The 13,309-nt window shown below is 58.3% G+C and carries 10 protein-coding genes and 1 pseudogene; 4 read left to right on the top strand and 7 right to left on the bottom strand.

The window, feature by feature from the left end; translation table 11 throughout:
- The first annotated feature begins 69 nt into the window (after positions 1 to 69).
- Complete coding sequence (locus tag ACTJKM_RS30170) at positions 70 to 1,416, top strand: SLC13 family permease (protein WP_058328091.1); 1,347 nt, start codon at positions 70 to 72, stop codon at positions 1,414 to 1,416.
- Between the two features lie 339 nt (positions 1,417 to 1,755).
- On the top strand, positions 1,756 to 2,034 hold the full coding sequence (locus tag ACTJKM_RS30165; RefSeq protein ID WP_058322636.1) for an HU family DNA-binding protein: 279 nt from the start codon (positions 1,756 to 1,758) through the stop codon (positions 2,032 to 2,034).
- A 231-nt stretch (positions 2,035 to 2,265) separates the two neighbouring features.
- On the opposite strand, the gene ACTJKM_RS30160 is transcribed toward ACTJKM_RS30165, so the two are convergent.
- The 3 genes from ACTJKM_RS30160 to ACTJKM_RS30150 all read right to left on the bottom strand — a co-directional run bounded on the left by ACTJKM_RS30160 (position 2,266) and on the right by ACTJKM_RS30150 (position 5,258).
- Positions 2,266 to 2,532, bottom strand: a complete 267-nt coding sequence (locus tag ACTJKM_RS30160; protein WP_440638807.1) for a type II toxin-antitoxin system Phd/YefM family antitoxin — start codon at positions 2,530 to 2,532, stop codon at positions 2,266 to 2,268.
- A gap of 136 nt (positions 2,533 to 2,668) precedes the next feature.
- The gene (locus ACTJKM_RS30155; protein ID WP_440638809.1) at positions 2,669 to 3,760 is read right to left on the bottom strand and encodes a nucleotidyltransferase family protein; all 1,092 of its coding nucleotides are present in this window, start codon (positions 3,758 to 3,760) and stop codon (positions 2,669 to 2,671) included.
- Between the two features lie 448 nt (positions 3,761 to 4,208).
- Positions 4,209 to 5,258, bottom strand: coding sequence for an IS110 family transposase (locus ACTJKM_RS30150; protein ID WP_440638811.1), 1,050 nt, complete (start codon positions 5,256 to 5,258; stop codon positions 4,209 to 4,211).
- Positions 5,259 to 5,384: 126 nt separating this feature from the next.
- On the opposite strand from ACTJKM_RS30150, the pseudogene ACTJKM_RS30145 reads away from it, so the two are divergent.
- A pseudogene (locus tag ACTJKM_RS30145) lies at positions 5,385 to 5,543 on the top strand (type II toxin-antitoxin system RelE/ParE family toxin); the annotation flags it as partial.
- Between the two features lie 30 nt (positions 5,544 to 5,573).
- A complete protein-coding gene (locus ACTJKM_RS30140) occupies positions 5,574 to 5,873 on the top strand; it encodes a HigA family addiction module antitoxin (protein ID WP_440638844.1) in 300 nt (99 codons plus the stop codon).
- A 351-nt stretch (positions 5,874 to 6,224) separates the two neighbouring features.
- On the opposite strand, the gene ACTJKM_RS30135 is transcribed toward ACTJKM_RS30140, so the two are convergent.
- The 4 genes from ACTJKM_RS30135 to ACTJKM_RS30120 form a co-directional block, all read right to left on the bottom strand.
- Positions 6,225 to 7,439, bottom strand: a complete 1,215-nt coding sequence (locus tag ACTJKM_RS30135) for a GGDEF domain-containing protein (RefSeq protein WP_440661564.1) — start codon at positions 7,437 to 7,439, stop codon at positions 6,225 to 6,227.
- 359 nt (positions 7,440 to 7,798) lie between these two features.
- Positions 7,799 to 9,112: an HlyD family type I secretion periplasmic adaptor subunit gene (locus ACTJKM_RS30130; protein WP_440638817.1), complete on the bottom strand. Its 1,314-nt coding sequence runs from the start codon at positions 9,110 to 9,112 to the stop codon at positions 7,799 to 7,801.
- Positions 9,096 to 10,868 (bottom strand): type I secretion system permease/ATPase, encoded by a 1,773-nt coding sequence (locus ACTJKM_RS30125; protein WP_440638819.1) that lies wholly within the window; start codon positions 10,866 to 10,868, stop codon positions 9,096 to 9,098. The genes ACTJKM_RS30130 and ACTJKM_RS30125 overlap by 17 nt, the downstream gene beginning before the upstream one ends.
- A gap of 462 nt (positions 10,869 to 11,330) precedes the next feature.
- A partial coding sequence (locus ACTJKM_RS30120) for a cadherin domain-containing protein (protein ID WP_440661562.1) occupies positions 11,331 to 13,309 on the bottom strand: 1,979 nt, incomplete at its 5' end.

Genomic DNA, 13,309 nt, shown 5'->3' with positions numbered 1-13,309 from the left:
GCGCGGGGAACAATCCAATCTTGAAGAACACTAGCTGCCGGCGCTCGACGCGTCGGAGGGAGGGGAATCATGGGTATCGAAATCCTATCCATACTGCTGCTTATCGCCATGTTCGTCATCGCGACGGTCCAACCGATCAACATGGGTGCGCTGGCATTCGGCTGCACCTTCCTGCTCGGCTCGCTGATCATCGGCATGAAGGCCAATGACATTTTCGCCGGCTTCCCAAGCGACCTGTTCCTGACGCTTGTCGCCGTCACTTACCTCTTCGCCATCGCGCAGATTAACGGCACCATCGACTGGCTCGTCGAATGCGCCGTGCGGCTGGTGCGCGGACATGTCGCCTGGATCCCCTGGGTGATGTTCGTCGTTGCCGCCATCATCACCGGTTTTGGCGCACTCGGCCCGGCGGCTGTGGCGATCCTCGCCCCTGTTGCGCTCAGCTTTGCCGTGCAATACCGCATCCATCCGGTGATGATGGGACTGATGGTCATCCACGGCGCGCAGGCCGGCGGCTTCTCGCCGATCAGTGTCTATGGCGGCATCACCAACCAGATTGTCGTCAAGGCCGGCCTGCCCTTCGCGCCGACATCGCTGTTCCTGTCCAGCTTCTTCTTCAACCTGGCGATAGCCGTGCTGGTCTTCTTCGTCTTCGGCGGCGCGCGCGTCATGAAGCAGAAACCAGCAGTCTCCGGTCCTCTGCCCGAATTGCATCCCGAGGGTGTATCGGCGTCGATCCGGGGCCATGGCGGCACGCCTGCCAAGCCGATCAGAGAGCACGCCTACGGTACGGCGGCGGACACTCTACAGACATTGCGCCTGAGCCCGGAAAAGGTCTTCACTTTGATCGGTTTGACGGCGCTCGGCGTTGGCGCGCTCGTCTTCAAGTTCAATGTCGGTCTGGTCGCGATCACCGTAGCCGTCGCCCTCGCCCTCATCTCGCCGAAGACGCAGAAAGCGGCAATCGACAAGGTCAGCTGGTCGACCGTGCTTCTGATCGCCGGCATCATCACCTATGTCGGCGTCATGGAGAAGGCCGGCACGGTCAATTATGTGGCCAGCGGCATATCGAGCCTTGGCATGCCGCTCCTGGTGGCGCTGCTGCTTTGCTTCACCGGCGCCATCGTTTCGGCCTTTGCCTCATCGACCGCGCTGCTCGGCGCCATCATCCCGCTCGCCGTTCCGTTCCTGTTGCAAGGGCACATCAGCGCCATCGGCGTCGTGGCAGCAATCGCCATATCGACGACCATCGTCGACACCAGCCCGTTCTCCACCAATGGCGCGCTCGTCGTCGCCAACGCGCCGGACGATGAGCGCGAGCAGGTACTGCGGCAACTGCTGATCTACAGTGCACTGATCGCGATCATCGGACCGATCGTTGCCTGGTCGGTGTTCGTCGTGCCGGGCCTCATATAATGGCAGGACCGGCGAAAGGCATTCAGGAGAGACGGAAACCGCTCACGGTCCGTGCCCTGGGCAACGAGCTGTGGCTCGTGGTGGATGGGAATTCGACTTTGCTCAACGCTCGTCATTCGAATTGGCGGGCGATACCCTGCTGCACCAGATGACCAGACACCGTTGAATGCCCCTGCCTCCAGCGAACAGGCACAGCCCCAGGGCCGAAGGAACAACTTTTACGAAATGCCACGATTGCGCTGTGGAAATCGTCCGGATTTAGCCCTGCTCGCTGGGACGCCAGATGACAAAAGGGATCCCGTCGGGCGAGAATTCCCGCGTCATCATGAGGGGAAAACAATGACAACAACCAATGAGATTGCAGATAAGATCGCGACCGAGCATGGCTTGACCAAGGTCCAGAGCAAGGCGGTTGTCGAGGCGGTCTTTGCCGCCGTGACCGCCGCCGCCACATCCGGCGCCGAAACATCGATCCCGGGCTTTGGCAAATTCAAGGTCAAGGACACGCCTGAGCGCGACGCGCGCAATCCGGCAACCGGTGCGACCATCAAGGTCGCGGCTGCGAAGAAGTTGACCTTCGCTCCGGCCAAGGCGCTTAAGGACGCACTGAACGGCTGACGGGGCCGGAAGGTTCGGGGCGTTGACGGCGGAGACGCGAAGGCTATTGAGGTCGTTATGGCCTTGATCGGTCAAAATGCTTCACCCGATCCTTCGCCGATTGCAAGTTCTGTGACAGAACCGGCCCGTCAGCGAGCCGGCTCTTTCCGCTCCTAGCAGGCAGCCAGACTGACATCAGTTTTCGTCGCAGATCTTTGTCGTTCCGCAATCGGTTCGAAGCCACCCAACGTTTCAAGATAGGTCCGCTTCGCGCGGCTCGATTGTAATGCGGCTCGGCTCGATATCGACTGTCGATAGACCAAGCATAGCAAGAGCATCGACAAGGTTGCGACGTTTGCCGCTCAATCGCTCGAATTCATCGTAGGTTATCAGGACAAAACGAGGCCTACCGTGGTCAGTAATTATAACCGGCCCGGCTTCCGCCGCCTTTTTGGCGCGACTGATATCCCTGGTGAGTTCCCGGCTGGAAAGGGTCGTGATTTTTACGGTCGTCTCCATGTAGCTAGATATCCAACTAGTGCATCGCAGCAGGATACCAGAAGCCTCTATTCACTCGAAGGCCGAATTCGCCCATTGCCTCACCGCCTGCGTCTTGCTGGTCGCGGTTGATGGCAAGTCGCGTAGTCACATCCCACTATTGGAACGGCACGGTAACCTCTTCGCCGATTTCCGAGGCTCCTGTCTGGAGACAGTCCCTGAGGCGGTTTCTTTCGTCGGCTGTAAGCATTCCTGCCCCGGCACGGATGCCTTCTTGCCAACCTGCGCCGCGTTCCCATGCTTCGTTATAAACCAGGGCAAGGTCGGACGTCCGTCGTGTCTGCTGGAGCGCTTCGAACAGGAGCGCGGCCTGCCGAACATCCTTGTCTCGCTTGACCGCGCTCTGGCCATCGGTGTGGCGACGCGACGCGACAATAAGCTTATGGACGGCATAGCGCTCTGGGGCTGGGACTGTCACAGGAACACCCGACTTGTGGAGCAGGATCGTCCGAATGGGGTCCCTGATCAAAAAGTCGAGAAAGCGCAGTGGATCCGCGCCCGCGCCGCCCAAGGCAGGCATCTTTGCGGGTTGATCGATGTAGTCGTCGCTGCCTCTGTTCGAAGTCAGGAACTCGACCCGATATCCGGAGCTGCTGACAAATGCAGACGAAGCTGCGGCTCCCGATCGGTGCGGGACGGGCCGGAAGGTCGGATCGACCGATTGCAACAGATCGACGATTGGAGGTAGGCTGTCTTCGACCTCATGACTAATGGCGTAGTCTTGGGCAATGTCCGCGTCCCCTGTCAGGACTGCGGCCATTGGCAGACGCACGCCAAGGAGACCCGCGTAGCATTGGAATGCCACCGTGCCGATCAGCACGCCACGCAATCGGAACAGGCCCCCGTTCGCCAACGCCTCAACGACGTCGCCTGACATCTTATCGGGCGCGATCATCCCTCCTTCACGAGTGAGGGTGCTAACCAGGCGGCGCCGAGCGCGGAGATCATCCCTCTGAGCTTGAAAGTCTGCGACGCGCTCCGAAATCTCGGGATCATCTGCGGGGCCGACGTAACGCCGGGTCCTCCCGCCATGCCCATCAGGGATGTCGAAATACCAGTATCGACGCGCCTTTACCGTGACGGGCGTGAAGCGGCCTTCAGGTGGAAAGTCGGCTGTCCATGCCGCGTCGAGCGATCGCTGGCCGAGCTCAGCAAGCATCGTCTGATACATCAGGTCAATGGTTTTCATGTGGTTATACCCTTTTTGATAAAAGGTATAATAGATTTCGAGTTAGAAAACCAGACGCACAAAAATGAGAGTAAGCGCCGTATGCGCAGGTTGGCGACGCATCTCACGGGCGACGCGCGAGCTGCTTCACCACCTCCGTTCACGGCGGAGCAAGTCTTTCGAACTGGACCGTAGAGCGGGCCGCCCCGAAAGTGAGGCGACCCGTCCGGAGAGATGTCTGGCCTTAATTACCTGGTTCAAAACGTTGCTTTCATGAGGACGGTATGTCGTGGCGGTTCTCGCCACCCCACCAATGTTCGCCTCGCCGAGCAACGGCCCAACAATTATGCGTATTATGATACACTAGCGCCCTTCCGGTATTCCGTGCTCTTCTGTGTCGTCTCGAAGACAAGGAGTCAGGTCAGCATCTCACCTATGCCGGTTCTGGTAAAACGTTTCGTAAGACCGTCTATGCGGAGGTCGTGGCGACCAATGTGGGAATGACCCGCCGTTCTCTGTAGATCCCGCCCTTTGTCAACAAGGCCCAGACAATGCGTGCAGTCTTGTTGGCCAGCGCGACGGCCGCGACTTTGAAAGGACGCCGGTTCTTGAGCCTGCTGAGCCACGGTTCTGTCTTATCGTCGGCTTTGAGATGCATGAGAACCGACATAGCGCCAGTAACAAGCAAGGTTCTCAACTGGCTGTTCCCCATCTTTGAAATACCGACCAAGGTCTGGCTTGCCCCGCTCGAATGACTCTTCGGGGTCAGGCCAATCCACGCGGCAAAGTGGCGTGCGGATTTGAAACTATCGGGATCGTGGACTAGCGATTTGATGGCAAGCGCGGTTATCGCTCCAATCCCCGGAACCGTCATTAGTCGTTTGGTTACACCGTCGTCCCGCGCTCGAACGAGGATCTCGTGATCCAGTTTAGCGATACGCTGCTGCAAAAATTCGATCTGGTCGGCGATCTCGGACATTGCAAAACGGGCTGCAGCAGGCAATCCATCCTCGCTCCCATTGCCAACAAGTTTGGTGAGCGCTCGGACATTTGCCATCCCCCGCCCCGTCGCGATCCCCAGCTCAGCTAAGTGGCCACGCAGAGCATTCACCGCCTGAGTCCTTTGCCGGACGAACATTGCACGTGCTCGAAACACCATCGCGGACGCTTGCTGTTCCATGGATTTGACAGGAACGAACCGCATGGCCTTGCGCGTCAGAGCTTCGTTAATTGCTTCAGCGTCGGCGGCATCAGTCTTGCCACGCTTTACAAATGGCTTCACATAAATGGGATGGATCAAGCGCACCTCATGACCGAACTGGGCGATGCGCCGCGCCCAATCATGTGAGGTGCTGCAGGCCTCAATACCGACCACGCACGGTGGTAACTTCCCGAAAAACTCCAAGAGTTCCGCCCGTCGAAGCTTCCGATTGAACAGTGGCGCACCATCGGCATCGGCGCCATGAACCTGAAAAACTTCTTTTGCGATGTCTAATCCGATTGTCGCTACGTTCTTCATTGACCTTTCCTCCAAGTCGGCCCATTCACCCATTGGCGTTGCGGGGCCGGCTCCATCAGGCTTCCAGGCATATGAAGTGTCAAATCGAACTGTAAGCTGCCTCCCCTAATCGCACGTTCTAAAGTGCTTCTCGAGGACTTGCGTTCTCCTCCGGGCAATCGGTTAGAAGCCCTTAAGGGCAAGAGAGAAGGCCAACATTCGATCCGGATCAATGACCAGTGGCGCATATGTTTCATATGGCCAAATGCCGGAATCGAGGACGTTGAAATAGTTGACTACCATTGAAGGCCAAACGTGGCAGACAGGGAGCTTGAGATGACTCATATCCTTCCGTCGATCCATCCGGGCGAAATCCTCCGCGAGGAGTATCTACTCCCCCTGAAGATGAGCGCCGGTGCACTGGCGAAGAAGCTCAATGTCCCTCGCACCCGCATCGAACGTATAGCGGCGGAGCAGACGCCGATAACCACGGATACCGCTCTGCGCCTCGCCAAGTATTTCCGCACGACGCCGGAATTTTGGATGAACATGCAGACCAGCTTCAACCTCAAGACAGAGGAAATAGCGCTGCATGGCGAACTGGAGTTGATCCCGGAAATCGATAGAACAGCATGAGCGAAGCTGCCCAGTACCGTACATTCCAGTCGATACATTATGCGATCTTAAAGGCACAAAGCGGGAACAATCAATGAATCAGGACGGAATGTTGAAGCCTGCGCTCAACGGGTGTGCGGGCAAAAGTTTCGAGGGTTATCAGGCGGGCGTTCCGTGTCATCGCGAAAGAGGCTAGCGAAACACGATCGCGGCGGCCGCCGTCTTCTCTTGCATCCGAACATCTTCATGTTCGGTTCTTCCCGCATAGACCATGTCCGCCATTCGCGAATACGCGGATCGGCCGTCCATTTCGACGTGATATCCCTCGACCTTGTCATTCCTCCGGAGGGCCGGTAAGCGCAAAAGCGTACTTCACGCAATCGACACTCGGGAGCCCCCGAACGGATCGAGGGCGACGCTTGAGGGCGTTCTGATCGCATTCATAGCGACCGCTTCGATGCAATCACTCTCACCCTCGGCCAGAACCACGCGATTGCGACCCGCGGTTTTGGCAGCGTAAAGTGCACGGTCGGCGCGCTCAATTGCGGCAGCTTCGGAAACTTCGCCATCGGCGATGCTCACCGTAATCTGCCGGTCAATGCCGGCCGGACGCCAATCTCTTCCGGCAAAGCGAATGCGGACGGAATGCGCGAGAACAGAAGCTTCTGCGAGCGAGGCGTGCGGCAAGAAGGCCACGAACTCTTCTCCGCCAAATCGGGCGGTGACCGTGCGCGAACCAAGATGTCGCTGAAGTTCAGCCGCGAGTTCGGCAATGACGTTGTCGCCTGCAGCGTGCCCATAACCATCATTCACCTGTTTGAAGTGGTCTATGTCGCAGACAATGACCGCGCCGCGAGTCACAGTGTCTTTCGTCGCGCGGTGTACGGCTAGCTCGAAGCCACGTCGGTTGAGGAGTCCTGTCAATGGGTCTCTCTCGGAAGCCTCGCGATGTCTTCGTATAGTCGCCGATGCCATGGCCCCCAGCGCTGTGAACGGAAACGACAGCCCGATCGTGATGGTCGTGACCGTGACAGCCAGGTTGTAGTCCGATGCCGAAAAATCCGCCATTTGGTCGCTGGTTCGTATGAAGAAGGTGAAAACGACGGTGCGGGTCAACGTGTCGAGCACCAAAAGCACGCCCGAAACGATCATGGCTCGATCGGCGAGGTTGGTTGCCTTCGTTACTACTTTGAACAATGCAAACCCCAAAAGACAGGCAAAGGCGACATCGGTCAGGAACAGTTCCGCCTTGAGGCTTTCGAAGATGAGAACAACGATGGTGTGGACCACGATGTAACCGCCGACGAACAACCTCCGTACACTCCTTTGCATCGGCGCACCGAAATGGAGAAGTATGGCGCTGCCATAGCAATAGGCCGCTCCGATGTAGAGCAAGCCAGCTACGAAGATGTCGAATGTCGGAGACACGGGAAATGGCACGAGCGCAAACCCTAGTCCCGCTTGCGCGAACGCTGCGCTCCACTGCCATGACGTCGATATTTTGAGGTGCCAAAGTAAAAGAAAGGCGAATGCGACCACGCCAAGCATCACAGGCGGCAAATATACGATGATGTTGTTTGTATCCATGGGCGGCGACAATCCGAAACAATATTCGTGGCTGCAATGATTGCCTACCGTTGCGAAATTAAAATTCACTGAAGTGATTGACCAAAAAGAGAAATTTCAATCGATCGAGTAGCTTCGTCACCTGCGGCTTATGGAGCGACGAGTGCGTCAATGGTGATTTCACCCCTTCACACGCAATCAGCGCGATCGCAGATCAAGGACTTGGTTTGTCGTTGCCGGATGGGACTGCATGCGACGCGGCGAAGCTGCTGGGAAAGTCCGGTCGCGCATTCATTGAGGCAACGACGTTTGCGCCTGGACACCGAAGACGCTTCGTTTCGCAAGGCCCACGCTCACTCGCTACCTTCGAGTTAACGATCTCAATCCTCGCGGAACGCATGCCGCATCTGATCGGTTAGGGGCTTGGTAAGGTAGGACATGACCGTGCGGTCGGCGATCTTGATGAATACCTCGGCCGGCATACCGGGATAGAGGGAAAGGCCCTTGAGTTTGGCGAGACTTTCTAGCTTGGGGCGAATTCTGAGTGGATAGTAGCTAGCACCGGTCCGCTCGTCCGTCACGAGATCAGGAGCGACGGTCATGACCTCCGCTTCGACTTCGGGTGTGGTGCGCTGATTGAAGGCACTGAAACGGACGTCTACTACCTGGCCAACACGGATCTGATCGATGTCGCGGGTCGCCACCCGGGCCTCGACGGTAAGATCGCCAGCATCCGGAACAACAAGCATCAGCGTCTCGCCAGCGTTGACGACGCCGTTGATGGTGTGGACCACAAGTTGGTAGATGCGCCCTGGCAGGGGAGCAGTAATGTCAAGCCGTCGCAACTGGTCGGCCGCAGCGGTTCGGCGCTCCTCAAACTCGGTGACCTTCACTTCGACATCCGCAAGTTCTTTGGAGACTTCGGCGCGTCGATCTTCATCAAGTTGCAAAATCTGCAGGTCGACCTCGCTCTGCCTGCCGCGGGCCTGGGCCCTGGCCGCAATGTGCCGCCCGCGCTCGCCCTCGAGTTCAGTACGCTGGCGTTTCAGAGTTGTCACCCGCTGCATCGGCACCAAGCCCCGATTATAGAGGAAATCGACGCCCGAAAGTTCCTCTGCAATCAGCTTTAACGCCTCCTCGATTGCCTTCAGTTGTACCGTTAGTCCTTTGATTTCGTCCGCGAGCTGCTCCTTTCGCGACGCCAGCTGCCCCTTCATGCTGATGAGCGCTGCGCGGCGGCTTTCAAAGAGCTTGTGCTCACCGTCGATGAGCTTCAATGCGGCCTGGCCGGGGATGAATCTACCTTCGTCGGCGGTATCGATGGTTGTCGCACCGATGCGTTCGGCCTGGAGGCGGGCGCGGCGGGCATAGAGCTGCGCGAGTGTGCTTTCGATAATCGCGAGATTCGCTCGGACCGTCGTACCGTCCAAACGTAGCAAGACCTGCCCTGCCTTGACGCGGTCGCCTTCCTTGACCAGCAGTTCGCCGACGATCCCCCCGGTTAGGTGCTGGACTTTCTTAACGTTGTCGTCGACCACGACGACACCAGCTGCTACGACCGCGCTTGAAAGTTTCGTCGTCGCGGCCCAACCGCCGACACCAGCCACAAGCGCGAGTGTAAGCACCGATACTCCGATCATATGTCGCGAAAGCGAACGATGTGCACTTTGCGCCTGTCTAATGCTGCCGCTCATTGCCTCGGCTCCTCGCCCTCTGTGACGATCTTAGCTGCGGGGGCGCCGTTATCTGCTGCGGGCGGAGCACGTTACCCAACACGTCGTCCTTCGAGCCGAAGGTCTGCATGCGTCCCTCGCTCATCACTAAAACCAAATCCACGTTAGCCAGGGCACTCGGGCGGTGGGCGATTACGACGACGATGCCGCCGCGCGCACGCACGTTCTTGATCGCATTACTCAGCGCCTGCTCGCCCTCTGCATCGAGATTCGAATTGGGTTCATCGAGGACAACGAGGAAGGGGTCGTCATAAAGGGCCCTCGCAAGCGCAACGCGCTGGCGCTGGCCGGCCGAAAGTGACATGCCTCCCTCGCCGATTTCGGTGTCATAGCCGCTTGGGAGCCTGAGTATCAGGTCGTTCACACCCGCCGCCTTGGCGGCGGCGACGATAAGCTCGGAGGCCATATCCTCGGCGAAACGGCAGATGTTCTGCGCCACAGTTCCAGCGAAAAGCTCGACGTCCTGTGGTAAATAGCCGACATATTTGCCGAGCGCCTCTGGGTCCCATTGGTCGAGGCCTGCGCCGTCTAGCCGCACGGAGCCGCGATAGACGGGCCAGACGCCGAGGATGGCGCGCGCGAGCGATGATTTTCCTGATGCGCTGGGGCCGATGATACCAAGCGCACTGCCAGCGTGGATGGTGAAGTTCATATCCGTGAACACTATGTGCTTTGGTGCCGGCGGACCGCTCGCCAGCCCCTCAACGCTCAGACTTTCACGCGGAGCCGGTAGCGGCAGCGGCGGTTGGGTTTCCGGCAATGCCCTGAGAAGTTCCCTCAGTCGCTTCCAGCTCTGCCGCGCGGCGACGAGGCTGCGCCAGTTTCCGATCGCAAGCTCCACTGGAGCAAACGCCCGCGCCGTCAGAATTGAGCCGGCGATTATGATGCCGGGCGATGCCTGCCCTTCGATAACAAGTATCGCACCTGCGCCGAGCACGCCAGACTGCAGCACCATGCGGAAAACCTTCGACAGCGCGCCATAGCCGTTGCCAACGTCGGACGTGCGCCGGTTCCCTTCCCGGAAGACGGCATTGCGGCTCTCCCAAAGCGCCGTCAGGCGTGCCGACATACCCATGGCTTGGACCACCTCGGCATTGCGCTGCGATGCCTGGGCGAGCGAATTGCGCAACCCACCTGCCTCGAACGCCTTCTTGGCGGGCACTTGCGAGCCGCGCTCGGTGAGATAGGTGAGCACTGTCAGGACCAGCACGCCACCGATTGCAACAAGGCCGATAATGGGGTGGAACAGGAAGCAGATGGCGACGTAGAACGGCAACCACGGTAGGTCGAAGAATGCGGCTGGACCGGAGCTCGAAAGGAACAAACGGACCTGATCGAAATCACGTAGCGCCTGAAGACCGTCTCCACGCATCTCGAGCATCAACGGCGCTTTGACGAGGGCTCGGTGTATGCGCCCGCTCATTGTCTCGTCGAGGACCTCCGCAACGCGCACTAACATTCGGCCGCGGATAAGTTCGAACGCGCCCTGGAAGCTGTAGAGCAGCAACGCGAGGAGGCTCAGCGCGATCAGCGAGGGAATGCTTCGACTCGGCAGAACCCTGTCATAGACTTCGAGCATGAAGAACGAGCCCGTGAGATAGAGAATGTTGATAAAGGCACTGGCGATACCGACGCCAATGAAGGCGCTACGGCAATCACGCAGGGGAGAGGCGGGATCGGTATTCCTGCGGTTCGATGCTGCTGCAAATTCTGCCACCGGCTGTTAACTCCACAAACGCATAGCTCCACAATCAATATTCTGTTCAATCAGGCCACTTTGATCTCGGGCAGTCGACAGCGTCGGCCCACAGTCTCAGAGCCTGAAATAGATCAATCGAGAATTCCCCGAGAGGATCGGAGGCGCCACTCGCCTTTAAGTTCGCATGCACATCTTTATCACGGGATGGTTGCCTTAAATATTAGTCCTTTCTAATTATCTTTCGTTGCAATGGCCGGACATGCGAGCAAGGCAAGTGACGCGACAACGACCGCTGCAAATCTACCCTTCTCCAATAGCTTCTGGCCCTGAGGTGAACCCGCCACCTACTGCGGGTCATCGGCGCGATCTTCAACAGATAATGCGCAGACTTGTACCCTGCGATGCATTCGGGATGGCAGCCGCCTTCGTCGGTGCGAGGGGCTGACAGCCGCTTGACGGCATTCTCCGCGGCGTGGGCCTCTATAGCCAAAAGTCGGACGCCGTGAGATTCAAGCCTGTTCCAGTAAGCTGAATGACGAGATCGGCTCCCCCTTTACCGTCAACATCTGCCTGAATAGTTGTGAAGGACGAGCCGTCTATGGTCGTTTCATGCCAGGTGACACTATTTGCAACAACGCCGGCGTTTTGACCTGCGAAAGCAAACGCCTGATCTCCTTTCGCCTTACCTGAGATATTAGCATCGATCAGTCTGAGGTCGATCTGGTCAACGCCATGCAGAAAGTCCCGAATTATGTCCGACGCACTGGACAGACTGTCGGCCACCTCATTCAACACGAACCTATCCCGCCCGGAGCCACCGAAAAGCGTATCTCCTCCGCCACCTCCGATCAGGACGTCATCCCCGTCCAGGCCGTTCAGAACGTTTGAACCCGCGTTTCCGGCAAGCTGATCGGAGAGAGCCGAGCCCGTGAGGTTTTCAAAGGAGAAGAGCGTATCCATGCCAGCACCGACGGTGTTTTGGGCCACCGTTGCGGCTAAATTGATCGTAACCCCGCTTACGGCGTGCTGATATGTAATGGTGTCTAGACCCGCTCCGCCGGTAAGTTGGTTGTCGCCGGAATTACCCTCCAGGACATCATCAAACGCCGAGCCAATCAGGTTCTCAATACTGATCAGCGAATCTCCTTGCGCATCGCCGCCAATGGCTGTTCCGGCGGCCAGGCTTACATTCACCGCAGATGACGAAGCGACGTAGGATGCGGTATCAATACCTTCCTGACCATCGAGAACATCGGCGCCCGCCATCCCGAAGAGGGCATTGTTGCCGCTGTTACCGACAATCACGTTATCGAGTTCATTCCCAGTACCATTGATGTTCGTCGAACCTGTCAATTGCAGGTTTTCGACATATGCTCCAAGCGTGTAGGTTATGCTCGATCGAATGGTGTCAACTCCTTCATTTGGGTTCTCGGATACAACGTCACCCGTGTTATCCACGACGAACGTGTCGTTGCCAGTGCCGCCAACAAGCGTGTCCTTACCTGCTCCCCCGTCGAGAAGGTCATTTCCGGCCAATCCAGAGAGCGTATCATTGCCACCAAGGCCATTGAGCGTGTCGCCCTCCCCGGTTCCAGTAAGGGCATCGCCCTTGCTCGCACTCCCCGAGACTGTCACGCCACTAACATCAGTTACTGCCACCGAAATCGCCTGGCTGTCATGAAGCGCGCCGTCCGAAACCTGAACGACGACCTCATATACGTTGTCTCCATTCTGATCAGCCGGCATCTCGTAATCGGGAGCGGCCTTGAACCTCAACACTCCGGTGAGTGCGTCGATCTGGAACAGAGCGTAGTCCGCCCCCGCGACGACAGTGTAGGTCAGCGTGTCGCCGGCGTCCGGATCGGTCGCCGTTATGGTAGTTACTGCCGTGGTGTTCTCAGGCACCGAGATCTGTACCGTTTCAGCACCGCCATTCGAGGTGATCGAAGGTGATCCGTTCTCGTTCTGGTTGGTGACCGTGATGGCAACGGCCCGATCGGTAGTGAGCGTGACGTCGGAGGCGGTAACGACGATGTCGTAGACATTGTCGCCATCGACGTCGGCCGGTGTCTCGAAGTCGGGCGCCGCCTTGAAGGTGACAACACCGGTCGCGGCGTCGATATCGAACAGCGCGGAGTCCGTGCCGGACAGCGAATAGCTCAGGGCGCCGAGATTGTCGGCATCGCTGGCGTCGGCATCATAGACGACGCCGGTCCCGTTTTCGGCGAAGCTTGCCGTCGCTCCAGACGAGAACACCGGGGCATTGTCGTTGACGTTGGTGACCGTGATGGCGACCGCCCGGTCAGTGGCGAGCGTGCCGTCGGAGGCCGTGACGACGATATCGTAGACATTGTCGCCATCGGCGTCGGCCGGTGCCTCGAAGTCGGGCGCCGCCTTGAAGGTGACAACACCGGTCGCGGCGTCGATGTCGAACAGCGCGGCGTCCGTGCCGGACAGCG

Origin of the sequence: Ensifer sp. 22460 (assembly GCF_052044935.1) — a bacterium.
Classification (GTDB): domain Bacteria; phylum Pseudomonadota; class Alphaproteobacteria; order Rhizobiales; family Rhizobiaceae; genus Ensifer.
This window is presented reverse-complemented; position numbering and strand designations above follow the sequence as displayed.

Bases quoted from the DNA above. Each gene is read 5' to 3' on its own strand.
- ACTJKM_RS30160 (WP_440638807.1), bottom strand. From the start codon at position 2,532: ATGGAGACGACCGTAAAAATCACGACCCTTTCCAGCCGGGAACTCACC.
- ACTJKM_RS30150 (WP_440638811.1), bottom strand. From the start codon at position 5,258: ATGAAGAACGTAGCGACAATCGGATTAGACATCGCAAAAGAAGTTTTT.
- ACTJKM_RS30130 (WP_440638817.1), bottom strand. From the start codon at position 9,112: ATGAGCGGCAGCATTAGACAGGCGCAAAGTGCACATCGTTCGCTTTCG.
- ACTJKM_RS30155 (WP_440638809.1), bottom strand. From the start codon at position 3,760: ATGAAAACCATTGACCTGATGTATCAGACGATGCTTGCTGAGCTCGGC.
- ACTJKM_RS30165 (WP_058322636.1), top strand. From the start codon at position 1,756: ATGACAACAACCAATGAGATTGCAGATAAGATCGCGACCGAGCATGGC.
- ACTJKM_RS30135 (WP_440661564.1), bottom strand. From the start codon at position 7,439: ATGGATACAAACAACATCATCGTATATTTGCCGCCTGTGATGCTTGGC.
- ACTJKM_RS30170 (WP_058328091.1), top strand. From the start codon at position 70: ATGGGTATCGAAATCCTATCCATACTGCTGCTTATCGCCATGTTCGTC.
- ACTJKM_RS30140 (WP_440638844.1), top strand. From the start codon at position 5,574: ATGACTCATATCCTTCCGTCGATCCATCCGGGCGAAATCCTCCGCGAG.